The sequence below is a fragment of the Amycolatopsis sp. NPDC051372 genome (assembly GCF_040682095.1).
Classification (GTDB): Bacteria; Actinomycetota; Actinomycetes; order Mycobacteriales; family Pseudonocardiaceae; genus Amycolatopsis.
Map to the genome: position 1 here is coordinate 39353 of NZ_JBFBAF010000005.1, position 24143 is coordinate 63495.

General features: G+C 71.4%; 26 protein-coding genes. 4 read left to right on the top strand and 22 right to left on the bottom strand.

The window, feature by feature from the left end; translation table 11 throughout:
- Complete coding sequence (gene dnaG, locus AB0M56_RS09390; protein WP_364172800.1) at positions 1–1926, bottom strand: DNA primase; 1926 nt, start codon at positions 1924–1926, stop codon at positions 1–3.
- A gap of 43 nt (positions 1927–1969) precedes the next feature.
- Between dnaG and AB0M56_RS09395 the strand changes: the two genes are divergently transcribed.
- The gene (locus AB0M56_RS09395; RefSeq protein WP_364172803.1) at positions 1970–2926 is read left to right on the top strand and encodes a sigma-70 family RNA polymerase sigma factor; all 957 of its coding nucleotides are present in this window, start codon (positions 1970–1972) and stop codon (positions 2924–2926) included.
- A 13-nt stretch (positions 2927–2939) separates the two neighbouring features.
- Here the strand turns inward: AB0M56_RS09395 and AB0M56_RS09400 are convergent, their stop codons facing one another.
- From AB0M56_RS09400 to AB0M56_RS09450, 11 genes are all read right to left on the bottom strand, one after another.
- Positions 2940–3524, bottom strand: coding sequence for a GNAT family N-acetyltransferase (locus tag AB0M56_RS09400; RefSeq protein WP_364172806.1), 585 nt, complete (start codon positions 3522–3524; stop codon positions 2940–2942).
- A 346-nt stretch (positions 3525–3870) separates the two neighbouring features.
- Entirely contained in the window at positions 3871–4437 is a 567-nt protein-coding gene (locus AB0M56_RS09405) for a carboxymuconolactone decarboxylase family protein (protein ID WP_364172808.1), read from the bottom strand.
- 66 nt (positions 4438–4503) lie between these two features.
- On the bottom strand, positions 4504–4872 hold the full coding sequence (locus AB0M56_RS09410; RefSeq protein WP_364172811.1) for a CPCC family cysteine-rich protein: 369 nt from the start codon (positions 4870–4872) through the stop codon (positions 4504–4506).
- Between the two features lie 3 nt (positions 4873–4875).
- Positions 4876–6672 carry a glycosyl transferase gene (locus tag AB0M56_RS09415; RefSeq protein ID WP_364173487.1) on the bottom strand — a complete coding sequence of 599 codons (1797 nt, stop codon included), beginning with the start codon at positions 6670–6672 and terminating at the stop codon, positions 4876–4878.
- Positions 6673–6707: 35 nt separating this feature from the next.
- Complete coding sequence (locus tag AB0M56_RS09420) at positions 6708–7796, bottom strand: serpin family protein (protein WP_364172814.1); 1089 nt, start codon at positions 7794–7796, stop codon at positions 6708–6710.
- 376 nt (positions 7797–8172) lie between these two features.
- The gene (locus tag AB0M56_RS09425; RefSeq protein WP_364172817.1) at positions 8173–9450 is read right to left on the bottom strand and encodes a deoxyguanosinetriphosphate triphosphohydrolase; all 1278 of its coding nucleotides are present in this window, start codon (positions 9448–9450) and stop codon (positions 8173–8175) included.
- 44 nt (positions 9451–9494) lie between these two features.
- Positions 9495–10136: a YdcF family protein gene (locus AB0M56_RS09430; protein WP_364172819.1), complete on the bottom strand. Its 642-nt coding sequence runs from the start codon at positions 10134–10136 to the stop codon at positions 9495–9497.
- Between the two features lie 52 nt (positions 10137–10188).
- Positions 10189–10794: a response regulator transcription factor gene (locus AB0M56_RS09435; RefSeq protein ID WP_364172822.1), complete on the bottom strand. Its 606-nt coding sequence runs from the start codon at positions 10792–10794 to the stop codon at positions 10189–10191.
- Positions 10791–12014 (bottom strand): histidine kinase, encoded by a 1224-nt coding sequence (locus AB0M56_RS09440; RefSeq protein ID WP_364172825.1) that lies wholly within the window; start codon positions 12012–12014, stop codon positions 10791–10793. Before AB0M56_RS09440 ends, AB0M56_RS09435 begins: the two co-directional genes overlap by 4 nt.
- A 22-nt stretch (positions 12015–12036) precedes the next feature.
- Positions 12037–12777 carry an ABC transporter permease gene (locus AB0M56_RS09445; protein WP_354874136.1) on the bottom strand — a complete coding sequence of 247 codons (741 nt, stop codon included), beginning with the start codon at positions 12775–12777 and terminating at the stop codon, positions 12037–12039.
- Positions 12774–13733, bottom strand: a complete 960-nt coding sequence (locus AB0M56_RS09450; protein WP_364172829.1) for an ABC transporter ATP-binding protein — start codon at positions 13731–13733, stop codon at positions 12774–12776. Before AB0M56_RS09450 ends, AB0M56_RS09445 begins: the two co-directional genes overlap by 4 nt.
- A gap of 199 nt (positions 13734–13932) precedes the next feature.
- On the opposite strand from AB0M56_RS09450, the gene AB0M56_RS09455 reads away from it, so the two are divergent.
- Positions 13933–14301 carry an Imm1 family immunity protein gene (locus AB0M56_RS09455; RefSeq protein ID WP_364172832.1) on the top strand — a complete coding sequence of 123 codons (369 nt, stop codon included), beginning with the start codon at positions 13933–13935 and terminating at the stop codon, positions 14299–14301.
- 128 nt (positions 14302–14429) lie between these two features.
- On the opposite strand, the gene AB0M56_RS09460 is transcribed toward AB0M56_RS09455, so the two are convergent.
- The 4 genes from AB0M56_RS09460 to AB0M56_RS09475 all read right to left on the bottom strand — a co-directional run bounded on the left by AB0M56_RS09460 (position 14430) and on the right by AB0M56_RS09475 (position 18390).
- The gene (locus AB0M56_RS09460) at positions 14430–15818 is read right to left on the bottom strand and encodes a glycine--tRNA ligase (RefSeq protein ID WP_364173490.1); all 1389 of its coding nucleotides are present in this window, start codon (positions 15816–15818) and stop codon (positions 14430–14432) included.
- A gap of 91 nt (positions 15819–15909) precedes the next feature.
- A complete protein-coding gene (locus AB0M56_RS09465; protein ID WP_364172835.1) occupies positions 15910–16560 on the bottom strand; it encodes a class F sortase in 651 nt (216 codons plus the stop codon).
- Positions 16561–16635: 75 nt separating this feature from the next.
- On the bottom strand, positions 16636–17274 hold the full coding sequence (locus AB0M56_RS09470) for a class F sortase (protein ID WP_364172838.1): 639 nt from the start codon (positions 17272–17274) through the stop codon (positions 16636–16638).
- Between the two features lie 6 nt (positions 17275–17280).
- Positions 17281–18390: a hypothetical protein gene (locus tag AB0M56_RS09475; protein WP_364172841.1), complete on the bottom strand. Its 1110-nt coding sequence runs from the start codon at positions 18388–18390 to the stop codon at positions 17281–17283.
- 280 nt (positions 18391–18670) lie between these two features.
- On the opposite strand from AB0M56_RS09475, the gene AB0M56_RS09480 reads away from it, so the two are divergent.
- Both AB0M56_RS09480 and AB0M56_RS09485 read left to right on the top strand, forming a co-directional pair.
- A complete protein-coding gene (locus AB0M56_RS09480; RefSeq protein ID WP_364172843.1) occupies positions 18671–19072 on the top strand; it encodes a metalloregulator ArsR/SmtB family transcription factor in 402 nt (133 codons plus the stop codon).
- Positions 19073–19074: 2 nt separating this feature from the next.
- A complete protein-coding gene (locus AB0M56_RS09485) occupies positions 19075–19506 on the top strand; it encodes a Fur family transcriptional regulator (protein ID WP_364172846.1) in 432 nt (143 codons plus the stop codon).
- Positions 19507–19512: 6 nt separating this feature from the next.
- On the opposite strand, the gene AB0M56_RS09490 is transcribed toward AB0M56_RS09485, so the two are convergent.
- From AB0M56_RS09490 to AB0M56_RS09515, 6 genes are all read right to left on the bottom strand, one after another.
- Complete coding sequence (locus AB0M56_RS09490) at positions 19513–20292, bottom strand: TIGR03943 family protein (RefSeq protein WP_364172849.1); 780 nt, start codon at positions 20290–20292, stop codon at positions 19513–19515.
- Positions 20289–21308: a permease gene (locus AB0M56_RS09495; protein ID WP_364172851.1), complete on the bottom strand. Its 1020-nt coding sequence runs from the start codon at positions 21306–21308 to the stop codon at positions 20289–20291. The genes AB0M56_RS09490 and AB0M56_RS09495 overlap by 4 nt, the downstream gene beginning before the upstream one ends.
- Before the next feature lie 129 nt (positions 21309–21437).
- Entirely contained in the window at positions 21438–21854 is a 417-nt protein-coding gene (locus AB0M56_RS09500; protein WP_220242778.1) for a YbjN domain-containing protein, read from the bottom strand.
- Positions 21851–22687, bottom strand: a complete 837-nt coding sequence (locus AB0M56_RS09505; RefSeq protein ID WP_364172855.1) for an isoprenyl transferase — start codon at positions 22685–22687, stop codon at positions 21851–21853. Before AB0M56_RS09505 ends, AB0M56_RS09500 begins: the two co-directional genes overlap by 4 nt.
- Before the next feature lie 43 nt (positions 22688–22730).
- Complete coding sequence (recO, locus tag AB0M56_RS09510; protein WP_285973984.1) at positions 22731–23492, bottom strand: DNA repair protein RecO; 762 nt, start codon at positions 23490–23492, stop codon at positions 22731–22733.
- 57 nt (positions 23493–23549) lie between these two features.
- Positions 23550–24023: a CD225/dispanin family protein gene (locus tag AB0M56_RS09515; protein ID WP_364172858.1), complete on the bottom strand. Its 474-nt coding sequence runs from the start codon at positions 24021–24023 to the stop codon at positions 23550–23552.
- Positions 24024–24143 lie beyond the last annotated feature (120 nt).

The following is a 24143-nucleotide window of genomic DNA, read 5'->3' on the forward strand; positions in this document are numbered from 1 at the left end:
TCAGTCCCATCCGGACGCGGCCTGCTCGCGCAGCGACTTGCGGTACTGCTCCAGCGCCACGAGGTCGCCGAACAGCGCGCGGTAGTCGTCGGGCGCCTCGACCGGCGAAAGCCTTTGCAGCTTCGACTTGATCTCGCCGATCTGGCGGCCGACGAGGCTCTCCTGCACTCCCGCGAGCACGCCGGAAATGTAGCGCGAGTCCACTTCTCCCAAGGCGCGCAACGGTTCCACGGCCAGCTCGCTCAGCACGCGCCGCACCGTCCCTTCCGGACAGTGCTGCGTCGCGGCGTCGAGCAGAGCCGAGCCGGTGAGCCCCGACGCGGCGCCGCCGGCCTTCAGCAACGCCAGGTGCACGGCCACGTACACGGGGTGCGTGAACGCCTCTTCGGGCAGCGAGTCGTACTCCGGCCCGGCGATCGCGGGCTGCTGAAGTGCGGCCTTGAGCGCCTCGCGCTGGCCCATGAACCGCGGGTCGCCGGGGGCGGGCCGCGGCAGGTCCTGCTTCTCCGGAGCCGGCTCCGGCGCGGCGGCCTGCCGGGAGGCGGGCTGACGCAGCTGCGGCGTCTGGCCGCCGCGCTTGGCCGCCGTCCCGGCGGCGCCGCGCACGCGGTTCACGACCTGCGCCACGTCCTGCCAGCCGACCCACCACGCGAGCTTGGAGGCGTAGCCGTCGCGGCTCGCGCGGTCCTTGATGGCCGCGACCATCGGCACGGTCTTCTGCAGCGCCGAGACCTGGCCGTCGACCGAGTCGAGGTCGAACTGCTTGAGCGTGCTCTTGATCACGAACTCGAACAGCGGCGTCCGGCGCGCGACGAGGTCCTTCACGGCCGCGTCGCCCTTCGCGATGCGCAGCTCGCACGGGTCCATGCCGTCGGGCGCCACCGCGATGTAGGTCTGCCCGGCGAAGGTCTGGTCGCCCTCGAATGCCTTGAGCGCGGCCTTCTGGCCCGCCGCGTCGCCGTCGAAGGTGAAGACGATCTCGCCGCGGAAGGCGTCGTCGTCCATCATCAGCCGGCGCAGCACCTTCATGTGGTCCTCGCCGAACGCGGTGCCCGACGACGCGACGGCCGTCGGCACCCCGGCCGCGTGCATCGCCATCACGTCGGTGTAGCCCTCGACCACCACCACCTGGTGGCGCTTCGCGATCTCGCGTTTGGCCTGGTCGAGGCCGAACATGACCTGCGACTTCTTGTAGATCTGCGTCTCGGAGGTGTTGAGGTACTTCGCCTCGATGCGGTCGTCGTCGAACAGCCGCCGCGCGCCGAAGCCCACCACGTCGTTGCCGACGTCGCGGATCGGCCACACCAGCCGCCGGTGGAAGCGGTCCATCGGGCCACGCTGGCCCTCCTTGGACAGGCCCGCCGCGAGCAGTTCCTTGACCTCGAACCCGCGGTTGAGCAGGTGCTTCGTCAGCTTGTCCCAGCCGCCCGGGGCGAAGCCGCAGCCGAACTGCTTGGCCGCGGCGGCGTCGAACCCGCGCTCGGAGAGGAAGTCGCGTGCGGCGCGGGCCTCATCGGTCACCAGCTGCTCGATGTAGAACTCGCTCGCCGCGCGGTGCGCCTCGATGAGCCGCGAACGCGTGCCGCGGTCGCGCTGCACGCTCCCGCCGCCACCCTCGTAGTTCAGCCGGATGCCGACGCGGTCCGCCAGCCGCTCGACCGCCTCGACGAACGAGACGAGGTCGATCTTCTGGATGAACTTGATGACGTCGCCACCCTCGCCACAGCCGAAGCAGTGGAACGTGCCGTGAGTGGGGCGCACGTTGAACGACGGGGTCTTCTCGTTGTGGAACGGGCACAGCCCCTTCAGGCTGCCGCCCCCGGCGCGCCGAAGCGCGACGTACTCCCCGACGACCTCGTCGATCCGGTTGCGCTCACGCACCTCCGCGATGTCGCTCTCCCGAATCCGTCCTGCCACGGTATCCACAATAGTTCTCCCTCCCCGGTGGCTTTGCGGCACACTCGGCCTCATGCGCACACCGACGGCACTCGACGACCTCGCTGCGGAGTTCGCCGCCCACCGCGGCCACCTGATCGGGGTGGCCTACCGGCTCACGAGCACCCGCTCGGACGCGGAAGACGCCGTGCAGGAAGCGTGGCTGCGCCTGGCCGCGCTCGACGACGCCGGGCGCGCCGGCATCCGCGACCTGCGGGCCTGGCTGACCACCGTCGTCGGCCGCATCTGCCTCGACCGGCTGCGCTCGGCGCCCGCGCGGCGCGAGCAGTACGTGGGCCAGTGGCTGCCCGAGCCGATCGTGACGCCGTTCGGCGCGCCGGTGAGCGAGGATCCGCTCGACGCAGCCGTGCGCGACGACGGCATCCGCATGGCCGCGCTCGTGGTGCTCGACAAGCTCACGCCCGAGCAGCGCGTGGCGTTCGTGCTGCACGACGCGTTCTCCGTGCCGTTCGCGGAGATCGCCGGGATCCTCGGCTGCTCCCCCGACGCCGCCCGCCAGCACGGCTCCCGGGCCCGGCGCGCGCTCGAGAGCGCCGACCCGCCGCCGCGCGCCGAGCTCACGGAGCAGCAGCAGGTGCTGGAGAAGTTCGTGACCGCACTGCTGGCCGGCGACATCCGGGCGATGGCGGAGGTGCTGCACCCGGACGTCGTGCTCATCGGCGACTCCGACGGCAAGGGCCGCACCACACGCCAGATCATGGTGGGCGCCGACAAGCTGTCGCGCTTCTTCCTGGGCCTGATCCAGAAGTACGAGCCCGGCGTGATCAGCCGCGGCGCCCCGATCCTCGTCAACGGCGACCTCGGCCTCTGGCTCCCGCCGATGCCCGGGCACGACGGGTTCCTCTCCGTCGACGAGCACGTGCAGTCCATGAGCCTGCGCGACGGCCGCATCGTGGCCATCTACGACATCGTGAACCCCGACAAGCTCACGCACATCACGCGTCCCGGGTCGGCGAACTCGAGCGACTGAGCGTCATCGGGCTTCAGGCGCCTCGCGTTCGGTCCAGCCGCTCGGGAAGGCGCCGGAAACCGGCCGACTCATAGGTGGCGACGGCGGCGGCACGGGAGCTCGGGGTGCAGACCAGCGCGCTCGACGAACCCAGCTTATTGAGCTCGGCCGCCGCGGCGACGCAGATCATCCGGCCGTAGCCGCGCCCGCGATGGTCGGCGTGGACGCCCATCGGTTCGAGCAACCCCGGCTTCCCCGGACCGGCCGACCAGATCGTCACCCCCGCCACCGGAACCCCTTGGCCGTCGCGGGCGAGCAGACATCGTGCGTCGGTGTACGGCAGCCCGGCCGTCATCGCGCGCCACAGCTCGTCGGTGAACCGCGGGCGGCCCCACGCCGACCGGTGGACGGCGGTGAACTCGGACTCCTGCCCGAGCCCGACGACCTCGACCCGCAGACCCGATTGGTCCACCGGCGCAGTGAGGTCGCGGCGCAGCGGCGTCCACGGCTCGCCGGCGCTCCAGCCGACCTCGGACAACAGCTCCTGCACCCGGGTGCCGTCCGGTGCCTCGACGGAGGCCTTTCCCGCCGGCAGGACGCCACGTCGTGGTTCGGACACGTCCGCGACGACCTGGTGAGCCAGCTCCTCCTCGCGCCAGGCCGGGGCGAGACAGTCATCCGAACCACGTCGGGACCGTCCAGGAACCCGATGGCCAGCAGCTGTCCGTCCCGGCTCCAGGTCCGCACCGCCGCCGCCATCGCGTCCGCGCCGAACTGCCAGTGCCAGCCCAGGTCGCCCGGGTGCAGCTGGATCGGCGCGGTGTCGCGCTGCCAGGCGCGAAGGGCGCGGACGACGTCGCCGAGCCGGCCGGCGTCCGGTGTGCTCAGTTCGACGGCCACGGTGGTGATGAAACACCTTCAGGCCGGAGCGGGCACTCGAATTGCCGGGCCGGGACACCTGGCGGTCACGGCATCGGCACCCGGCACGCGTCGCCCGAGGTGAAGCCCTGGTCGACGATGCCGAGCGCGCTGTTCATGCGCGCGCGGGAGTTCTCGAGCGCGATCTGGTAGGTCAGCTCCAGCACGCCGGCGCGGCCGAACTCGGCTTCGAGCTCGGCCACCTGCTCGTCGGTCACGCTCACCTGCGCCCCCGACATGGCGTCGGCGTAGGCCACGGCCAGCCGCTCGGTGCGGGAGAACGCGGGTGAGGTCGCGTAGTCGTCGATGTGGCGCAGCCGCTCGATGTCGAGGCCTTCGTGGCGCTGTAGCATCGTGCCGAAGTCCACGCACCACGAGCACCCGATCCGCGTGGCGACGCGGTACACCGCCAGCTCGCGCACGTTGGCGGGCAGCCGCTTCGACGCCTTCTCGGCCATCAGCTCGTGGACCACGGTCGCGCGCAGCAGCCCGGGGTTGTGGGCCACCACGGCCATCGGCTCGGGCACGGCGCCGAAGCGCTTCCCGGCGAACCGGTAGATCAGCTTCAGCAGCGGGCCGGCCTCGGTGGTGCGCTTCGCCGGGATGCGGGGCATGGTCGTCTCCTCTTCGTCGGTGCTGACGGAGGAACGAGACGGGCCGCGCGGATGTGACAGCGGCCGTCAGCGTCGACGCCAGTAGTCCGGCCGCCACCAGTAGAGCGAGGTTCCGTCGGCCGGCCACGGCTCGTCGCTGACATCCCGAGGCTCGAAGTCGTCGACGGCGGGATCAACCTGGCGCCAGCCTCGGTCGATCGGTTCGGACGCAGTGGCCGGGCGTACGCGGCCGGTGAAGCCAGGCTCCATCGCCCCGAGCTCGGCGTACACCCGCTGGGCCTCGATCAGGGAAGAGCGGTTCGCACCGCCACGCCAGTCGGGCCACCGCAGCTGGATCGCGTCGTCTTCCCAGAAACACACGGCGCAGATCGCATGAGAGCCCGGCGGTTCCTCGAACACCAGGTGCCCACAGCACGGGCACGGGTACTGGGCCATCGGCTAGCGGCGGGCCGTGACCGCCCGCACGTCCCAGATCCACACCCCGTCGACGAACTGCGCGGGTTTGCGCAGCAGCAGCTCGACGGTGGCGCGGTAGGCGTCGGCGTGCTCGCGCGGGATGAGGACGAGCACGCTGGCGTTCCAGTAGCGCAGGTCCTTGATCGTCTGGTCGCGGTCGGCGTCGGTGACGGGCTGGACCTCGCCGGAGTCGCGGACGCGGTCGAGGAGGGTGGACGTGGGGACCTGGTAGGAGCCGTAGCGGCCGCGTTTGTCGTCGGGGCCGCTCGGGCCGACGAAGTAGCCCTCGGGCATCGCGTAGCCCAGGCCGGCGTCCATCTGCCAGTGCAGCGGCTCCGACTCGCCCGAGCCGGGCAGCGGGACGGGCACCACGGTGCCGCCAGGGGCGACGTAGGTGCGCCAGGTGCCGTCGGCGAAGAAGGCCGGCGTGGGCGGGCGGTCCTTGACCAGCAGCTGCGTCGGCGCGATCGGGAGGAGCACTGCGATCACCGCGCCCACCCAGAGCAGGCGCAGGGGCAGCCGGTGCTTGCCCTCTTCCGGGTCCGGCAGGGTCTCGGCCGTCGCGAACACGCGCTCGGTGGCGATCGCCAGCAGCGCACCGATCGCGGGCACGCACGCCATCGCCAGGCGCGACTCCAGCAGCGACTCGAACAGCGGCAGGTCGGCCAGCAGCTTCCACGGCCCGGCCACGCCGGTGTCCACGTGCACCGCCATGAGCTCGACGCCCATCGACAGCCAGGCCATGAGGAACATCGCGATCGCGAGCGAGCGCGCGACGGCCTCGCGCCACAGCCAGATCGTGACCACGGCCATGAGCACGATGAGCGGCCAGCCGAAGAACGCGTTCTCCTCGGTGCGGTTGATCGACACGTCGGCCGCGGCGTCGGGCTGGCCGGCGATCGACTGCGTGGCGAACCGCGTGAACGCGGCGAGGTCGTTGCCGACCGGGCCGTGCTCCAGGCCGGAGTAGCTCTGCGGGCCGAAGAACTGCCACCACAGCGGGAAAGCCACCAGCACGCCGGTGATCACCACGGCCAGCCCGCCGCCGAGCAGCAGCGGCCGCACCATCGCCTTGATCTCCCGCGGGCGCGACGCGAGGTACGCGACGGCGAAGATCACGAAGCCCAGCGCGAAGATCAGCAGCGGCTCTTCGCCGAGGAAGATCTGGTACGCGGTGAGCACGCCGAGCCAGATCCCGTTGCGCACGAGCTTGCGGCCCTGCGCCAGGTGGATCACCTTGAGCGCCAGGAACGGCAGCACGAACCACGCGACGAAGTTCGGGTGCGCGTTGCCGTGCGAGATCATCGACGGCGCGAACCCGGCCACCGCGCCGCCGATCGCCGCCGCCGCGCGGTGGCGCACGAGGTGGCGCGAGAACACCCAGTACCAAGCAGCCGCGGTGCCGGCGAGGCTGCCGGTGAGCGCGATGGCCCACGTGACCGTGGGGCCGAAGGCGAGCGTGATCGGCGTGAGCGGTATCCCGACGCCGAGCATGGCCGTGTTGGCCATCATGTTCACGCCGAGCGGCCAGTTCTGCAGGTCCGAGCTGAGCGGATTCTGCAGGTGCAGCACGGATTTCGCGGTGACGTCGAAGAACCACTCCCAGAGGTTCTGGTCCGACGCGCTGTTCCACAGGTAGCCCGTGCCGAGGTCGCCCCAGAGCCCGCCGTACAGGATGAAGGCGAACGCGACAAAGGCCGCCACGATGCCGGCGTCAGCCCACGACGGGCGCAGCTTCGGCGTGACGGCGGGCGCGGACGGCCCGGGAACGGCGGGGATCAGCTCGGTCCTCGCTTCCGGTTGGAAAAGACTCACTACGGGCGCACCACCCGCGCGAAGAAGTACACCGCGCCGGTGCCGGCGTGCCGGACGAGCAGGAGGAACGGCCGGTCCACCGCGACTTCGAGCGGCTCGGCCGTGGACAGGGACAACGTGCGCATCTGGATCGCCGTGGCGGCCGCGCCTTCGAGGCCCTGCTCGTCGAGTCGCAGCACGGCCTGGTGCACCACGCTGTCGACCCACAGCGGGCGCGCGGCGGTGAGCCCGGTGAGATCGGCGTCGGTGGTGAACACCTCGCGCACGCCCAGCGCGCGGAGGGCGCCGTCGAGGTCGGTGCGGACGTCGAGCTTGATCTTGGGCAGCGAGAGGCGCACCTTGCGGCGCTTCGGGCCGTCGAGGAGCTTCTTGAGGTTCCGCGTGTCGAGCGCGGCTTCGGCGGGTGCGAGGTCGCCATCCGGGAGCAGGACCACGGCTTCGACGCCGCCTTGCGCGGGCAGGCTCACGACCTGCCAGCCGTCGGCGTGGTGGTAGCCGACGGTCTCTTCGAGGTGCATGGTCGGTACCCGGCGGGTGGCCCCGGGGCTGTGGAAATCGGCGCGGGCCGTGGCGCCGTCGGGGAACGGGTGGCGCCAGGCGGTCTTGAGGTAGAGCGCGTTGACAAGGCTGGCGCGGGTGTCGGCGCTGATCGTGCCCGAGGGCAGCAGCTCCGGGATCAGGCCGTGGGTGATCCGGTCCACGTCGGTATTGATCAGCCCGCGCGCGGCTTCGGGGTCGGTGGTGAAGGGCGCGGTCTCGGCTTTGCCGCCGGGCCAGGTGACGAGCTGGTCGAGGAAGGCGCTCTCGACGGTGATGGCGTCGGACGCCCACAGCGTGTTGGCCACGGCCAGCTGGGCTTCGTCGCCGAGCGTCGCGGCGTCGCGCAGCGCCGTGGCGTGCGCGTCCAGGTCGGCGTCGCTGGTGGCCAGGAGCTTGCGCAGCTCCTCGGCGGTCCGCCCGCGCGCCGCCCGGGCCGCCAGGCCCAGCGCGCTGGCCGCTGAGTACGGCGAAAAACACGCGTCGCCCCCACCCACCGCGGCGGTGCGTCCCAGGGCGAGCGTGAAGTCCAAGTGGCTGTCCACGGCCATGCGGCGACCGTACCCGACCGGGTGGTTCCGGCGGCACGGAACCGATCAGCCGAAGCCTGGGCGACACCTTCGCCGCCCGTTCGCCGAAGCTGCAGTCTCCTGGCCGCTCGACGGCTCTGGTCCAAGCCCGAGGTCACCGGTACCCACGAGCAGCTCCGCGGCGTGATCCCGGCGCGCCGGGATCACGGCAACCGAGGAATGGCGAGGGGCGCCGGGCTACGCCGCTTTCGGGCATGCCGATGCACCGCCCGCGCCTCGTGCAGGGGAGCCGGCGATCGGACCGTGAGCCAAGCCAAGGCTCGCGCGCCGGTTCGCTGCGTGGCCGGTCAGCCGTCACCATCCCGTTGCGCCCGCCAAGCAGCAAGACAGCGGCAGGTCAGACGTGCCGGCCCACGTGCCAGCGGTGCCATTCGTGGGCTTGCGCGTCGGTGAGCGAGGCAACCTGGTCGACGACCACCCGCAGGCGCGCGGCGTCGTCGGCGGCCGCGTGCCACGGGGGCACGAAGAGCGGGTCCAGGGACTCCGGTGCGCGGCGCAGCAGTGCGGCGACCAGCTGCGCGATCAGCTCGCGCTGGCCGTCCTGCATGGCGAGGCGGCGCCGGTCGCTCATGACGTAGCGCAGGGCCAGGGCCTTGAGCAGCGCGACCTCCGCCGCGACCTGGTCCGGGACGGTGAGGCGGGCGCCGTAGCGCAGCAGGGGGCCTTCGCCGTAGACGCTGCGGGTGCCGGTGACCGCGGCGGAGGCGAAGCGGCCCACTAGCTCGCTCGTCAGCTGCTTCAGCGCCACCTGCGCGCGCAGCGAACCGTCCGGGGCGGTGCGGACGAGGGCGGCCACGACGGGCAGGTCGAGCAGTTCCTTGGCCGCGCCCTCCAAAGTGGACGCCGACAGCGTGGAGAAGTGCCGCGCCGCGGCCTCCGCGACGGCCGCGCGTTCGTCCGGATCCGCCAGCACGCTCAGCGAGATGCGCCCGGCCAGCACGCCGTCCTCGACGTCGTGGACGGAGTAGGCCACGTCGTCGGACCAGTCCATGATCTGGGCCTCGAGGCACCGCCGCTCGCCCGGCGCCCGGGAGCGCACCCACTCGAACACGGGCACGTCGTCGGCATACACGCCGTACTTCTGCTGCCCCGGCCGGCGCCGCCAGGGGTACTTGGTGGTCGCGTCGAGGCAGGCGCGCGTGAGGTTGAGGCCCGCCGCCGCGCCGGCGTCGTCGAGGGACTTCGGCTCCAGGCGCGTGAGGATGCGCAACGTCTGCGCGTTGCCCTCGAACCCGCCGCACGCCTGGGCGACGTCGTCGAGCGCCTGCTCACCGTTGTGCCCGAACGGCGGGTGCCCGATGTCGTGCGCGAGCCCGGCCGTGTCGACGAGGTCCGGGTCGGCGCCCAGCTCCTCGGCGATGCCGCGCCCGATCTGCGCGACCTCCAGCGAATGCGTGAGCCGCGTGCGCGGCGCCCCGTTGACTTCGGCCCCTTCGCCGGGGCCGACCACCTGCGTCTTGCCCGCCAGCCGGCGCAGCGCGGCCGAATGCAGCACCCGGGCGCGGTCGCGCGCGAAGTCGCTGCGCCCGTCGGGCCGCGCGCCGGCCAGCGCCGCGCCCTTGGGTGCCTCGGCCAGCACCCGGGCGCGGTCGTACTCGGAGTACCCGTCGCTCACCCGGTCAGCTTAAGCGCGGCCACCGACAAATTCCCCGGGGAAGTTCAGCCCATGAAGGTGTCGAACAGCTCGTCGGCCGGCGATTTCGTGAGCTCGTAGAACAGCAGCGCGCCCGTCTCGCGGAAGATGTAGCGGACCTGCGTCACGCGCTCCTGCACGATCGGGCCGCTGTGCGTCGGCGCGGTCCACGCGTCGAGACCGAGGTCCGACGCCATCGTCCGCGCGCGGTAGGAGTGCCACGGGTCGCTCACGAGCACCGCCGTGTGCCAGCCGCGCGCCTGCACCTGGTCGGCCACGGCCCGCAGGCTCCGCAGCGTGTCGCTGCCCTCGCCGACGGCCAGCGTCGCCGACGCGGGCACGCCGTGCTGGTTCAGCCACCGCGCGCCGGCCGCGGCCTCGGTGAAGTTGTCGGCCGCCTTCTTGCCCCCGGCGGTCACCACGGTCTTCGCGACGCCCGCGTCGTAGAGCTGGCGCGCCTTTTCCAGCCGCGCGGTGAAGATGTCCGACGGCTTGCCGTTGTACTGCGCGGCCCCCAGCACCACGATCACGTCGGCCTGCGTGCGGTCGTTCTCGCGCGCGACCTGCCACACGCGAAACGCCGTGCCGCCGACGACGGCGAGCACCACGAGCACCGCGCCGAACGCGATGCGGCGCAGCCAGCTCACAGGCGTGGGTGGTGTTCTCATGCCCGCCATCTTTTCAGAGCCGCACGCGATTCCGGCGCAGGCACCCCGGGCGTCAGAGCCAGCCGCGTTCCTCCGCCAGCCGCACGGCCTCGGCGCGCGTGCGGGCGCCCGTTTTGCCGATCGCGGCCGAAAGGTGGTTGCGCACAGTGCCTTCCGAGAGGAACAGCGCCTTCGCGATGTCCGCGACAGTGCTGCCGTCGCGCGCGGTCGAGAGCACGTCGCGCTCCCGCGCGGTGAGCGGGCTCGCCCCGGTCGCCAGCGATTCGGCCGCCAGCGCGGGATCCACCACGCGCAGTCCACTGTGGACGCACCGGACGGCCTCCACGAGCTGCTCCGGCGGCGCGTCCTTCACCACGAACCCCGCGGCGCCCGCGGCCATCGCGCGCGCCAGGTACCCGGGCCGGCCGAAGGTCGTGCAGATGATCACGCGGCACGAGGGCAGCGCGGTGTGCAGCTCGGCGGCCGCGGCGAGGCCGTCCTTGCCGGGCATCTGCACGTCGAGCAGCGCGACGTCGGGCGCGGATTCCTTCGCCGCGGCCAGCACCTCGTCCCCCGACCCGACCTGCGCCACGACCTCGATGTCGGCCTCCAGCCCGAGCACGGTGGCCAGGGCTCCTCGCACCATCGCCTGGTCGTCGGCCAGCAGAACGCGGATCACGCAAGTCCTCCCGCCGGTTCGGCGCGCACGGCCTGCACGGCCGGCGGCTCCGGTTCCGGAACCTCCGCCCGGACCGCCCATCCTCCCCCGGACCGCGGCCCGCTGTGCAGCGTCCCCCCGACGCCGCCGACGCGTTCGGTGAGCCCGCGCAGCCCGTTGCCGGGCGCGGCCTCGGCACCGGTGCCGTCGTCGTCGATCTCCAGCCAGTCCCGGCCCAGCCGCACGCGCACGCGTCCGGCCCCGGAGTGGCGCAGCACGTTGGTGATCCCTTCGCGCAGCACGTATCCGAAGGTGCTCTGCAGCCGCGGCAGCACGTTGTCCACGGCGTAGGGCAGGTCCGCCTCGATCTCCGCGGCCCGCAGCGCCGCGCGCGCCCCCGCCAGCTCCGCGGCCAGCGACACCTCGCGGTAGTCGGAAACGGTCAGCCGCACGTCCGACAGCGCGCTGCGAGTGAGGCCCTCGACCTCGCGGATCTCCTCCACCGCGCGTCCGACGTCGCCGGAGCTCTCCAGCACGCGCCGCGCCAGGCCGGCCTTCACGGTGATCGTGGTGAGGCTGTGGCCCAGCAGGTCATGCAGGTCGCGGGCCACGCGCTGGCGTTCGTTGGCCACGGCGAGCGTGGCGATCTCCTGGTTGGCCAGCTCCAGCCGGCGGATGGCGCGGATCAGGTTGGCCATGAAGAACATCGCCAGCGTGATCGAGGCGACGGAGATCAGGTCGCCGCCGCTCTGGTCGAGCCTGCCGTCGGCCACCAGCACGAGCGCCACGGCACCCAGCGCCAGCGTGTCGAGGATCGCCGCCCAGCCGGCCGGGAAGAGGAAGGCGAGCGTGGCGGTGGCGTAGAGCAGGATGTACGGGCTAGCGTCGGTGAGCAGCGTGGAGAGCAGGCCCAGCGCGAGCATCACCGCGCCGAACGTGAGCTTCACCCGCCGCTCCTTGCCGAACACGACCGGGAAGACGACGTAACACGCGCTGTAGCCGAAGATGAGCACGCCCATCAGCACCCGCGCCCACATCGGGTCGGAGTTCTCGACCAGCCCGTGCGTGGCCGGGATCAGGAACGGCAGCAGGAACAGCACCGCGAAGATCGGCCAGCCGATCTTGTTGGGCCCGCCCCGGTGCCCGATCATCGGGTCGTCCCACCACGAGGCCCGGTCGTTCAACGCGAACCGGAACCTCGTGACGGCGATCGACGAGGCCTCGTCCTTCGTCGGCTCCACTGTTCGTTCCCTCCTGTCCCGGTCAGACCCGGGCGCTGTCCTTACGGTATCGCCTGATCACGAGCGCTCCGAGGACCACGGCCCAGCCCGCCAGCACCGCGAGCGCGGTCGGGAAGCTCACGAGCAGCTCGTTCGTCACGGCCGGGCGCACCAGCCCGATCAGCCAGTAGGTGGGCAATAGCTGCGACACGTCCTGCATCCACGCCGGCATGCCTTCCAGCGGGATCCACAGGCCGCCGAGGAAGCCCATGCCGAGCATCACGATCATGGAGATCGGCTGCATCGACTCCGGCGTCGCGATCTGGCCGATCAGCAGGCCGAGCAGCACGAGCGGGATGGTGCCGAGCCACAGGCCCATGATCACGCGCAGCCAGCCGGCCCCGTCGAGGTGCACGCCCTCGACGAAGATCGCCACGAGCGGCACCAGCAGCAGCGCGGGCAGGCCCACGAGCATGCCCGCCACGGCCTTGCCGCCGAGGTAGGACGTACCCGACAGCGGGGTCAGCCGCAGCTGCCGCTGCCAGCCACTGGCGCGTTCGAGGGCCAGGCGCGTGCCGTTGGTGGTCGCCGCGGCGAAGAGGCCGAACGCCATCATGTTGACCATCACCACGGCCACCACCGCGGCGTGGTCCGGGTCGGTCGCCTTCGTGAAGACGTTGGCCTGCAACAGGAACATCACCACGGGGAAGGCGACGACGAAGATGAGGAACCGCATGGAGCGGAACAGCCGCCGGATCTCGACGGCGAGGTAGGACGGGTTCATCGGGCTGCTCCCGGTTCGGTGTTTTCTTCGGAGGTCAGGGAAAGGAACGCGCCTTCGAGGCCGACGGCGCCGATCTCGATGTCGTGCACGGCCGGCACGGCGGCCATCAGCGCGCGCAGCGTGGCGTCCGACTCGCTGCTGGAGATCGCGACGCGCTCGCCGCGCAGCTCGAAGTCGGTCACCGCGGGCAGCGTCGCCACGAGCCGCTCGGTCTCCTCGCCGGCGCCGGGCAGCACGGCCCGGATCGTGCGTCCGCCGGCGAGCGCCCGCACCTGCGCGACGGACCCGTCGGCGACCACGCGCCCGGCCCGCATGAGCACCACGCGGTCGGCGAACTCCTCGGCCTCTTCCAGGTAGTGCGTCGCGAACAGGACCGTGCGGCCGCTGTCGGTGAAGGAGTACATGGACTTCCAGAACTCGCGCCGCGTGCCCACGTCCATGGCGGCCGTCGGCTCGTCGAGCACGAGCAGGTCGGGGTCCGAAACCAGCGCGACGGCGAAGCGCACGCGCTGCTTCTGCCCGCCGGAGAGCTTGTTGGCCCGCCGATCGGCGATGTCCTCGATACCGGCGCGCTGCAGCGCTTGGTCGAGCGGCATCGGCGTGCGGTGCAGCTTCGCGACCATGCGCACGGTCTCGAGCACGGTCAGATCCTCCAGCAGCGCCCCGCCCTGCAGCATCGCCCCGATCATCCCGGCGCGCACCGCGTCGCCCGGCGTCTTGCCGAACACCGTGACCTCGCCCGCGTCGGGCTTGCTGAGCCCCAGGATCATGTCGACGGTGGTGGACTTGCCGGCCCCGTTGGGCCCGAGCAGCGCCACCACCTCGCCCGGCGCGATCGTCAGCTCGACCCTGTCAACGGCCCGCACCTCGCCGTAGTGCTTCCTCAACCCGCTCAACCGGACGGCGGCCCCCGCCGCGACGTCCCGCGCCCCGCGCGTGGCCTGTGTGGTTTCCATGCGGTGAAGACTGCCGGGGTTTCGGCGTCGGTCCGCAGGCCGAGCGTCACGTCGTGACCGTGACAGGTGTCAGGGGGGGCTCCGTCGATTCTGACGAAGCGCCTACAACTTCCAACCGCCCGTAGGCTCCCCTCCGTGCCCTTCGTCGACGACCTGGCCGCGCGACGGCGCAACGGCTTGGCGTTGAGGAGCAGCAGCGATGACCCTTCACACGAGCGTCCCGACCCTCCGCGACGGCGTACCGGGCGGCCAACGGCTCCCGCTCAACAATGACGCCGACGTGGCACGACTGACCGAGCTGCTGGCGCAACCGTGGGCCGACAGCGGGTCGATCCAAACCGACGACGTCGTGCTGGACGTCGCCATCCGCGACGGCTGGGGTTACCTGCAATACGCCGATGACGCGACATTCGTCGTCACCGACGGCGACCCGGCCTCGCCTGCCGCGCCCGGCGACGCCGACTTCTCCGTCGGGACAGGGCTGCCCATCGCCCAGGTGGTCACAGCCGTCCAGGAATTCGTGCGCACCGGAAAGCTGCCTGAAACCGTGCCATGGCGGGAAGTCTGACGCCGGAGTCTTCGGGCGTCAGGCCGAGCGTCACGTCGTGAGCGTGACAGGGGTCAGGTGCCAGTGGTCGGCCGCAACGCACCGCGGCCCTCCCCCGAAAACCGGGGAAGGGCCGCGGTGCGAAAACCTCAGCAGCCAAGCAACCGAGGCGCCAGGTAATCCACGACCTTGTCGATCGCGATGCGTTCCTGGGTCATGCTGTCGCGTTCGCGGACCGTGACGGCCTGGTCCTCGAGCGAGTCGAAGTCCACGGTGACGCAGTACGGGGTGCCGATCTCGTCCTGGCGGCGGTAGCGGCGGCCGATGGCCTGCGCGTCGTCGAAGTCGACGTTCCAGTGCTTGCGCAGGGTCGCGGCGAGGTCGCGCGCCTTGGGCGAGAGGTCGGCGTTGCGCGAGAGCGGCAGCACCGCGGCCTTGAACGGCGCGAGCCGCGGGTCGAGGTGCAGCACGGTGCGCTTGTCGGTGCCGCCCTTGGCGTTGGGCACCTCTTCCTCGTCGTAGGAGTCCACGAGGAACGCCATCATCGAGCGGCCGACACCGGCCGCCGGCTCGATCACGAACGGGCGGTAGCGCTGGCCGGAGGCCTGGTCGAAGAACGACAGGTCCACGCCCGAGTGGTTCGAGTGCGTGGTGAGGTCGAAGTCGGTGCGGTTGGCGATGCCCTCGAGCTCGCCCCACTCCTGGCCCGCGTTGAAGTCGAACCGGTACTCGATGTCCACGGTGCGCTTCGCGTAGTGCGAGAGCTTTTCCTTGGGGTGCTCGAAGTGGCGCAGGTTCTCCGGCTTGATGCCGAGGTCCGTGTACCACTTGGTGCGCTCGTCGATCCAGTACTGGTGCCAGCGCTCGTCCTCGCCCGGCTCGACGAAGAACTCCATCTCCATCTGTTCGAACTCGCGCGTGCGGAAGATGAAGTTGCCCGGCGTGATCTCGTTGCGGAAGGACTTGCCGACCTGGCCGATGCCGAACGGCGGCTTCTTGCGCGAAGCCGTCTGCACGTTGAGGAAGTTCACGAAGATGCCCTGCGCGGTCTCCGGGCGGAGGTAGTGCAGGCCTTCTTCGGACTCGACCGGGCCGAGGTAGGTCTTGAGCATCATGTTGAAGTCGCGCGGCGCGGTGTACTTGCCGCGCGTGCCGCAGTTGGGACACGGCACGTCGGACAGGTCGTCCTCCGACGTCGCCTTGCCGGTGCGGCCTTCGTAGTCCTCGGCGAGCTGGTCGGCGCGGAAGCGCTTGTGGCAGTGGAGGCACTCGATCAGCGGGTCGGTGAAAACGTTCACGTGGCCCGAGGCGACCCAGACCTGGCGCGGCAGGATCACGGACGAGTCGAGACCAACCACGTCTTCGCGGCCCTGCACCATGGTCTTCCACCACTGGCGCTTGATGTTGTCCTTCAGCTCCACGCCGAGAGGCCCGTAGTCCCACGCCGACTTGGTGCCGCCGTAGATCTCTCCCGACGGGAAGACGAAGCCACGGCGCTTGCACAGACTGACGACGGTTTCGATGGTGTTGGCGGGCACTCCACGCTCCGGACGCATGCGGGGACGGTTGGACTAGGAGGTTCAGCGTATCCGGCCGCCCCCGCGGCGCTTCCGGCGAGGTGAGCAGGGCTCAGGGCCGGCCCGTCAGCGACGCCGTGACGACCCGGTTGTCGTCGTAGCCCTCGGTGCCACCGACGTAGTCGCCACCGCACGTGACGAGCACCAATTTGTGCGCCCCGTCCGGGGAAAACAGCTTCGCGGACTCCGCGGCGAGCCCCGACTTGTGGATCGTGCGGACCTCGTCGACGCGGTAGTTCCACTTGCCGCCCGAAGTGTCGGTGACCGTCACGGTCTGGCCCTGCTTCACCTGCCACAGCTGGTCGAACGGCCCGGTGCGGCCCTTCCAGTTCACGTGGCCGGAGAAGAGCGTGACGCCCTGGTCGGCGCCCAAGCCCGAGCCCCACCACGCGGCCTCGGCGAGGCTCTGCGGGATCACCAGCGCGCCGTCGTCACCCACCGGTTCCTGCACGAGCTTTGCCGTTCCCCCACCGGGCAGCAGCACAGTGCCGGGCGTCTGCCCCGGGTCGGCCTGCTTCTGCGCCGACTGCTGCGGAGCACCGGCTACCGCCGCCGGTACCGGTACCGAGGCCGCGCCACTGGCGAGACCGGGTTCATCGTTTCGTGTGAAAATCAGGAGGGCGGCGACGAGCGCCACCACCACGGCCCCGACGGCGGCCAGAACCCACTTGGTCCTCGCGGGCCGTTCCTGTGTCCCTTGCATCGTGCTCCCTGCTCCGGTGTGTCGTGCGCAGGAAGACATGCCGCGGGACGCGGCCGGGGTTGCACCCGATCGGGCTCAGTCCGGACGCGAGACCAGATTCGCCGTGACGATGCGGTTCTCGTCGTAGCCCTCGGTGCCGCCGACGTAGTCGCCGCCGCACGTCACGAGCACCAGCCGATGCGGCCCGGTCTGCGCGAACCACTGCGGCGCCTGCTCCGGGAGCTGCTCCTTGCGCACGGTCGCCGCGCCGGTCACGCGGTAGAGCCACCGCCCGCCCGAGGAGTCGACGATGCTCACGTTGTCGCCCGTGCGCACGCGCCACAGGTCGTCGAACGGTCCCTTCGTGCCGGCCCAGTTCACGTGACCGGACAGCACGGCCGCACCCTGCTTCGCGCCGAGGCGCGCGCCCCACCACGCGGCGTCGCCGAGGCCGCGCGGGATCGGCAGGATCCCGTCGCGCGTCACCTCGGTGCGCACGAGCCGGGCTTCCGACCCGTCGGGCAGCCGGACGCTGCCGGGCCGTTGCACGCCGACAGCGGCGCCGTCCGCGGGCAACTCGGCGGGCGCGCCGTCTTCACCCGGCAGCGAGCCGGGTGGGGGTTCCGCCGCGGCGGCGGGCACGGGCGCGGGGCCCCAGGTCAGCACGACCACGCCCGCGGCCAACGCGAGCACGGCGACCACCGCCGACACGACGGCCAGCGCGGTGCGCAGCACGGGGACCTACTCGCCGCGCGAGCGCGCCGTGCGTCGGCGGCCCAGCCCGATCGCGAGCCCGCCGAACACCAGGCCGGCGACCAGCAGGCCGAGGCCCAACGGCAGCCGGTAGTCGCTCGACGGGGCGGCCGCGGTCGTGCCGAGGTAACCGGCCGGGACCTCGGTGGGCACCGGCGGCTGCGTCGCGGTCGCGCCGTTGCCGTTGCCGCTGCCACCGGACACGGCCACGAAGTTCTTCGGGATCGAGCAGCTCACGCCGCCGAGCACGAGCGTGGTGCTCACGTCGGGCAGCACCTCGTTCGCCTCGTCGCGCACGTGGGTGGTCACGTCGACGCGCCAGCCGGCCTGAGCCGTGACGTCGCCGTTGCGCCAGCCGTCCTGCTTGATCAGCTGGTCGAACGAGGACACGCGGGACACCACGACATCCGAGAGCGACTTGGCCGGGTCGGCCCCGTCGATGACCCTGGGGGCGCCCATGCGCAGGTTCTTCACGCTCAGCGAGGCCGCGCCCGCGGGCATCGTGACCTGCTTGAGCGTGTCGTCTTCGCCGCGCACCCAGAGCCGGGTGAGCGTGGTGGTTCCGGTGGCCTTGTTCGGGGCCGAGCAGTCGGCGGCGCTGCGCGCGCTCTCCAGCACCAGCATCGTGTTGTCGACCGGGCGCGCCTTGCCGCGGGCGTTGTCACGCAGGGCGTAGTTGGTCTCGGCGACGGCCGTCGGCACGTTCGTCGCCTGCAGGGCGGCGACGACGTTGTGGTCGCGGCTCGCGATCCCGGCCGGGTAGGGGCTCGTGGCCGCCCCGCCGAACTTGCCGAGGTCGACCTCCCAGTTGCCGCCGAACGTCGAGCGCTCGCCGTCGTTCTTCGGCACGGCCACGCGGTCGGCCGACAGCTTCGACTGGCCGGGGGTGAGCGGTGAACGCTGCGTCTCGGTGATCAGCGAGCCGCCGTGCTGCGGGTCGGAGCCCAGCCGCACCGACGCCACGTTGGCGAACGACACGGGACCCGTCTTCTCGTCGACGGCCTTCACGGTCTGCGTCGTCTGAGCAGCTGCCACCGGAGCGAGCGCGGGCAACGCCGCCACCGCCAGGATCGCTGCCTTCGTAACGAAACGAGTCATTGTCTCCCCACTGCCTCCGCCTCGATTCGGGCGGATCGTCAGCGTACGAGAAGCGACGAAACGCCCCACGCCAACCTTGCACCGTCGGCCACCGGTTGCGAAGCCGAAGTGCCGATTACTGACGAACTCACCCGGTCGGGTGAGGATGGTGTGAGTGGCCGGTGACCGACAGGGGCCACTGAGGGGAACACTACGATGACCGTGACCGTTGTCGACAATGACATCCGACTTCGGAACTCGCCGGCTCGTCCGGTGGCTTCGCGCGCAAGGGGAGGCAACGATGGCACCGGCCAGCACTGGCGCTCTTTCGGCCGGCACCGGCACGTCCGGTGACCCGGTGACGGCGCCGGCCGGCCCGCTCGAGGCTTCCGGTCCCACAGCAGGTCCGCTGGGTCCGTCGGGCGCCGCGCTCGCCGACGCCGGCGACCTGCTGCGCGCGCTCGCCGCCCCCGTCCGGATCGCCATCGTGCTTCAGCTGCGCGAGGCCGACCGGTGCGTCCACGAGCTGGTGGACGCCCTCGACGTCGCTCAGCCGCTGATCAGCCAGCACCTGCGGGTGCTGAAGACGGCGGGTGTGGTGCAGGGCGAACGCCGGGGCCGGGAAGTCGTGTACCGCCTGGTGGACGACCACCTGGCCCACATCGTCGTCGACGCGGTCGCCCACGTGCAGGAAGGGAAGTGACCATGACCTCGGCTTCGGCCCCCAGCCCCAGCCCCCACTCGGCCCCCGTGCCCGGCCGCCGCTCGACCAAGCAGCGCGCGGCGGTGGTCGATCTGCTCAACACCGTCGACGACTTCCGCTCGGCACAGGAGCTGCACGACGAGCTGCGCAAGCGCGGCGACGGTATCGGCCTGACCACCGTGTACCGCACGCTGCAATCGCTGTCGGAGGCCGGCGAGATCGACGTGCTGCGCACCGACTCCGGTGAGGCCATTTACCGCCGCTGCTCCACGCACCACCACCATCACCTGGTGTGCCGCGTGTGCGGGCGCACGGTGGAGGTCGAGGGCCCCGCCGTGGAACGCTGGGCCGAGAAGATCGCCTCCGAGCACGGGTTCTCCGAAATCAGCCACACCGTGGAGATCACGGGCACCTGCGCCGAGCACGCGAGCTGAGGTCGCTCAGTACTCGTAGGGGTCCTTCGGCGCGGCGATCCGCTCGACGGTCGCGGGCACGAAATCGGGCGTGTACGAGTTGTTCTCGTCGGCCGTGCCCGGCACGACCTGCCCGGTGACCCGCAGCCACGTGTCGCTCGGAAACCGGTCGGCGGCCCCGCCCTTCAGGTGAACGGTGACGGGTGCCGCGTCGGCGGCGCAGCAGCTGATCACCAGACGCGCCAGCAGCGTGGTGCTGCCCTCGTGCACGACGAACCCGGACATGCCGATGGTCCGGCCGTTCATCGTCCCGTTGGAGTCCCAGCCCGCGCGCGTGACGACCTCGTTCATCGCCAGCTCCACGACCTTGCCCGCCGGCAACGGCGGGAACGCGGCCGCCGACGTGGTCGCGGCGCTCTGCGGCACGCGAGCCGCGGTGCGCGTGACCGAGTCGGCGCCGAGCGCGGGCGGGGCCACCAGGAACACCGCGAGCACCGGCACCACGAGCAGCCAGGCCGAGCGCGCGGGGTGGGCGTGCCCGTGGCCGTCGTCGACGTGGTCGTGGGCTTCGGGGGCTTGGTGGACGGCCGCCTCGGACTCGAGCGCCGCCGCCTTCGCCGCGGCCCGCGCCGCCACCAGGTCACGCAGGATCGCGACCGCGCCGAGCACCAGCATCACCACGCCGCCCGCGATGATCCACGGCTGCTGCGCGGGCTTGACGTAACGCAGGTAGTCGCCGTTCACCGCGATCTTCACCAGCGCCCCGCCAAGGAGGATCAGCAGCACGTTCTGCGTCTCGCGCCTCATCGCGCACCGCCCAGCAGCAGCGCGCCCACGACCGTGCCGCACGCGAGGGCGACCACGAACGTCACCGGCGCGAACCGCACCGCGAACGACTTCCCGAACGTGCCGGCCTGCAGCGCGAACAACTTCACGTCGATCGCCGGGCCGACCACGAGGAACACCAGCTTCGGCAGCAGCGGCACCGCGGTCAATGAAGCGGCCACGAACGCGTCGGCCTCACTGCACAGCGCGAGCACCACGGCCAGCACCGCCATCACGATCACGCCGACCACGACCTGGTCCGCCAGCACCCCGAACCACTTGGCGGGCACGAGCACGTTGAGCGTCGCCGAGATCAGCGCCCCCAGCACCAGGAACCCTCCCGCTTCAACGAGATCCGTGCGCGCGGTCTCCGCGAAGACCTTCCACCGCTGCCCCGGCTCCACGTCGGGCAGCCGCCGCAGCGCGCGTTCGGTGATCCACGAGAGCTTGCCCCAGCGGGCCCAGATCCAGCCCATCACCATCGACGTCGCGAGCGAACCCAGGAACCGCGCCAGCACCATCTCCGGCCGTCCGGGGAACGCGACCGCCGTGGCCACCAGCACCACCGGGTTCACCGCGGGCGCCGCCAGCAGGAACGTGAGCGCCGCGGCCGGCGCGACCCCCTGGCCGATCAGCCGCCGCGCCACCGGCACGGACGCGCACTCGCACCCGGGCAGCGCGACGCCGGCGAGCCCGGCCACCCCCACCGCCGCGCCCGCGCGCTTGGGCAGCACGCGTTCCAGCACCCGCGCGGGCACGAACGCGGCGATCGCACCGCTGATCAGCACGCCGAGCACGAGGAACGGCAGCGCCTGCACGCACACTGCGACGAACACCGTGGAGCCGGTGCGCAGCGCGGGCACGTCGAACATGTCCTGCAACCGGCCCTGCGCGAGGATCGCGACGAGCAGCACCGCGCAGAGGATCTCGATCGAGCTGATCCGGATCCGCCGTGCGCGCCGCTTCTGCTCGGGCGCGTTGTCGACAAGGGTTTTCACGAGGCCCGATGATGCCAGCCCGGGCCCGCCCGATCCCAGCGGGACACAGCACGAGGGGACCGCTCGGACCGGTTTCGGCCCGAATCCGCCGTTCGCTCCCCCGTCAACCGGACAAGCCGGGCGCGAACCTCAGTCCAGACCCGGCAGTTCCGTCCGCAGCTGCGACGCGGTGGAGACCACGAGCATCAGCAACGTGCCCAGCGCCGACGGGTCCATGCCCTCGGCCGGGAACGCGTAGCGCAGCGTCACGTCGACTCCGCTGTCGGTGTGCCCGACGCCGAGCGTGCCGAACAGGCCCTGCCCCGCGCGTTCGGCCACGGCGACGGCGATCGCCGGGTTGTCGGGCAGATCCCACGCGACCACGCAGGTCAGGCTCAGCACCGTGAGGCCGTCGGCCAGGCGCGTGGCCTGGATGACGCACGGGACCTCGGCGTGGCGGAAGGTGATCGCACCGTCGTCGTCCACGTTGACGTCGAGGTAGCGCTCGAGGGCCTCGCGCGCGAGCCCGAGCAGCGCCGCCGTTTCGGCGGCCTCCGAGGTGCTCACGACGCTCCCCCGGCTGCGCGCTCGGCTTCCGCCTGGTCGACCGCGGCACCGAACCGGCGGTCGCGCTTGGCGAACTCGAGGCACGCGTTCCACAGGTGCGTGCGGTCGAAGTCGGGGAAGAGCGTGTCCTGGAAGACCATCTCCGCGTACGCCGACTGCCACAGCATGAAATTCGACGTGCGCTGCTCGCCCGAGGGCCGCAGGAACAGGTCGACGTCGGGCATTTCGGGCTGGTACAGGTACTTCGCGATCGTGCGCTCGTCGATCTTGTCGGCCTTGAGCTTGCCCTCGACCACGTCCTGGGCGATCCGGCGCATCGCGTCACCGAGCTCGGCGCGCCCGCCGTAGTTGACGCACATCGTCATGTTCAGCGCAGTGTTGTTCTTGGTCTTCTCTTCCGCGACCTGCAGCTCCTTGATCACGCTGGCCCACAGCTTCGGCCGGCGCCCCGCCCAGCGGATGCGCACGCCGATCGAGCCCAGGTAGTCGACCTGGCGCCGGATGGTGTCGCGGTTGAAGCCCATGAGGAAGCGCACCTCCTCCGGGCTGCGCTTCCAGTTCTCCGTGGAGAACGCGTAGACCGAAAGCCATTTCACGCCGAGCTCGACGGCACCGCTGGCGACGTCGATCATCACGGCCTCGCCGCGCTTGTGACCCTCGATGCGGGGCAGGCCGCGCTGGTTGGCCCAGCGCCCGTTGCCGTCCATCACCAGCGCCACGTGCTTCGGCACGAGATCCTTCGGGATCTCCGGTGGCCGGGCTCCCGACGGGTGCGGATCCGGTGCCCGCAGCTCGTACCCCGACGCCCGGACCTCGCGTCCCCTGCGCAGCACTTCACGCCTCCTGGAAGAGTGAAAATTTCCTACGCGCAAGACCCTACTTGGCCGGTGTCACGGTCTCCCGGGCACGCCGTTCGACCAGTGGAAGCGAACGCAGCTGGCGTTCGAGGTGCCACTGCAGGTGAGCCGCCACCAGGCCCGACGCGTCGCGCCGGGTCACGCCATGCGAAGCCTCCGCCACCGGCCATTCGCCGTGCAACAGGGCCTCGAGCAGGGTGAGCACCTCGGGCGCGGGGTGCACGGAACCCGCGATGCGGCAGTCCGGGCACATCGAGCCGCCGGCGGCCACGTTGAACGCGGCGTGCGGGCCGGGCAGGCCGCAGCGGGCGCACTCGGTGATGGCGGGCGCCCAGCCGGCGTAGGCCATGGCCCGCAGGAAAAACGCGTCGAGGACGAGGGAGGCGTCGCGTTCACCGCCCGCGAGCGCACGCAACGCGCCCACGACCAGCAGGTACAGCTTGAGGACCGGCTCGCCCTCTTCGGCCGAGAGCCGGTCGGCGGTCTCCGCGATCGCGCTCGCCGCGGTGTAGCGCTGGTAGTCGGCGACCAGCGGCAGCGCGAACGCGTCCACGGTCTCGACCTGGGTGATCACGTCGAGCGTGCGGCCGGTGTAGAACTGCACGTCCACGTGCCCGAAGGGCTCCAGCCGGGCCCCGAACCGCGACGAGGTGCGGCGCACGCCCTTGGCCACGGCACGGACCTTCCCGTGCCGGCGGGTCAGCAGGGTGACGATCCGGTCGGCCTCACCCAGCTTGTGCGTGCGCAGCACCACTCCGGTATCGCGGTAGAGGTTCACCACCCCGACATCGTCCCACTTCCGGGCGATGCCGGGGCGGAGACACCCTGGTTCAGCGCGTCAGCAGCCGTAGTAGCCGGTGCAGTACGTGGAGACCGTGGTCGCCGCGACGATCCCGATGATGAGGAACGTGATCGCGAGGGCGTAGCCGATGCCGCCGATGATCGTGGCGATCAGGCACAGCGTCTTCGTGGTCTGCGACGCCTGCTGGGCCATCGCGTAGTTGCCCTGCATCTTGAAGGTACGGACCTCGTTGGACTTCATGATCGCGAAGATCGCGAGGATCCACATCAGGAAGATGCAGCCGATCGCCCAGCCCTTGTACTCCTTGATGGCGTTGATGTCGCCGCCCGGCGGCATCCCCATGCCGGGGCCGTAGCCGGGCTGCCCGAACGGCGCCTGCTGACCGTACTGACCCTGCTGGCCGTACTGACCCTGCTGGCCGTACTGGCCTGGCTGGCCATACGGCGTCGGCATCGGGCCGGACGGCTGCTGGCCGTAGGGCGGCTGCGGCTGACCGTACGGATTGGTCATGACTGGTTCCCCAAACTCCTCGTGCTTCCGGCGAGCTCCCCCCGCCGCGGGTCTTGGTCCGCGCCCCTGCCCGATCGAAGTCGTGGCCCGGCGCTGTCGATCAGTGCAGTGGCTTCTCGG

Bases quoted from the DNA above. Each gene is read 5' to 3' on its own strand.
- AB0M56_RS09395 (WP_364172803.1), top strand. From the start codon at position 1,970: ATGCGCACACCGACGGCACTCGACGACCTCGCTGCGGAGTTCGCCGCC.
- AB0M56_RS09405 (WP_364172808.1), bottom strand. From the start codon at position 4,437: ATGCCCCGCATCCCGGCGAAGCGCACCACCGAGGCCGGCCCGCTGCTG.
- AB0M56_RS09410 (WP_364172811.1), bottom strand. From the start codon at position 4,872: ATGGCCCAGTACCCGTGCCCGTGCTGTGGGCACCTGGTGTTCGAGGAA.
- AB0M56_RS09420 (WP_364172814.1), bottom strand. From the start codon at position 7,796: ATGGCCGTGGACAGCCACTTGGACTTCACGCTCGCCCTGGGACGCACC.
- AB0M56_RS09430 (WP_364172819.1), bottom strand. From the start codon at position 10,136: ATGAGAACACCACCCACGCCTGTGAGCTGGCTGCGCCGCATCGCGTTC.
- AB0M56_RS09445 (WP_354874136.1), bottom strand. From the start codon at position 12,777: ATGAACCCGTCCTACCTCGCCGTCGAGATCCGGCGGCTGTTCCGCTCC.
- AB0M56_RS09450 (WP_364172829.1), bottom strand. From the start codon at position 13,733: ATGGAAACCACACAGGCCACGCGCGGGGCGCGGGACGTCGCGGCGGGG.
- AB0M56_RS09455 (WP_364172832.1), top strand. From the start codon at position 13,933: ATGACCCTTCACACGAGCGTCCCGACCCTCCGCGACGGCGTACCGGGC.
- AB0M56_RS09465 (WP_364172835.1), bottom strand. From the start codon at position 16,560: ATGCAAGGGACACAGGAACGGCCCGCGAGGACCAAGTGGGTTCTGGCC.
- AB0M56_RS09475 (WP_364172841.1), bottom strand. From the start codon at position 18,390: ATGACTCGTTTCGTTACGAAGGCAGCGATCCTGGCGGTGGCGGCGTTG.
- AB0M56_RS09480 (WP_364172843.1), top strand. From the start codon at position 18,671: ATGGCACCGGCCAGCACTGGCGCTCTTTCGGCCGGCACCGGCACGTCC.
- AB0M56_RS09485 (WP_364172846.1), top strand. From the start codon at position 19,075: ATGACCTCGGCTTCGGCCCCCAGCCCCAGCCCCCACTCGGCCCCCGTG.
- AB0M56_RS09490 (WP_364172849.1), bottom strand. From the start codon at position 20,292: ATGAGGCGCGAGACGCAGAACGTGCTGCTGATCCTCCTTGGCGGGGCG.
- AB0M56_RS09515 (WP_364172858.1), bottom strand. From the start codon at position 24,023: ATGACCAATCCGTACGGTCAGCCGCAGCCGCCCTACGGCCAGCAGCCG.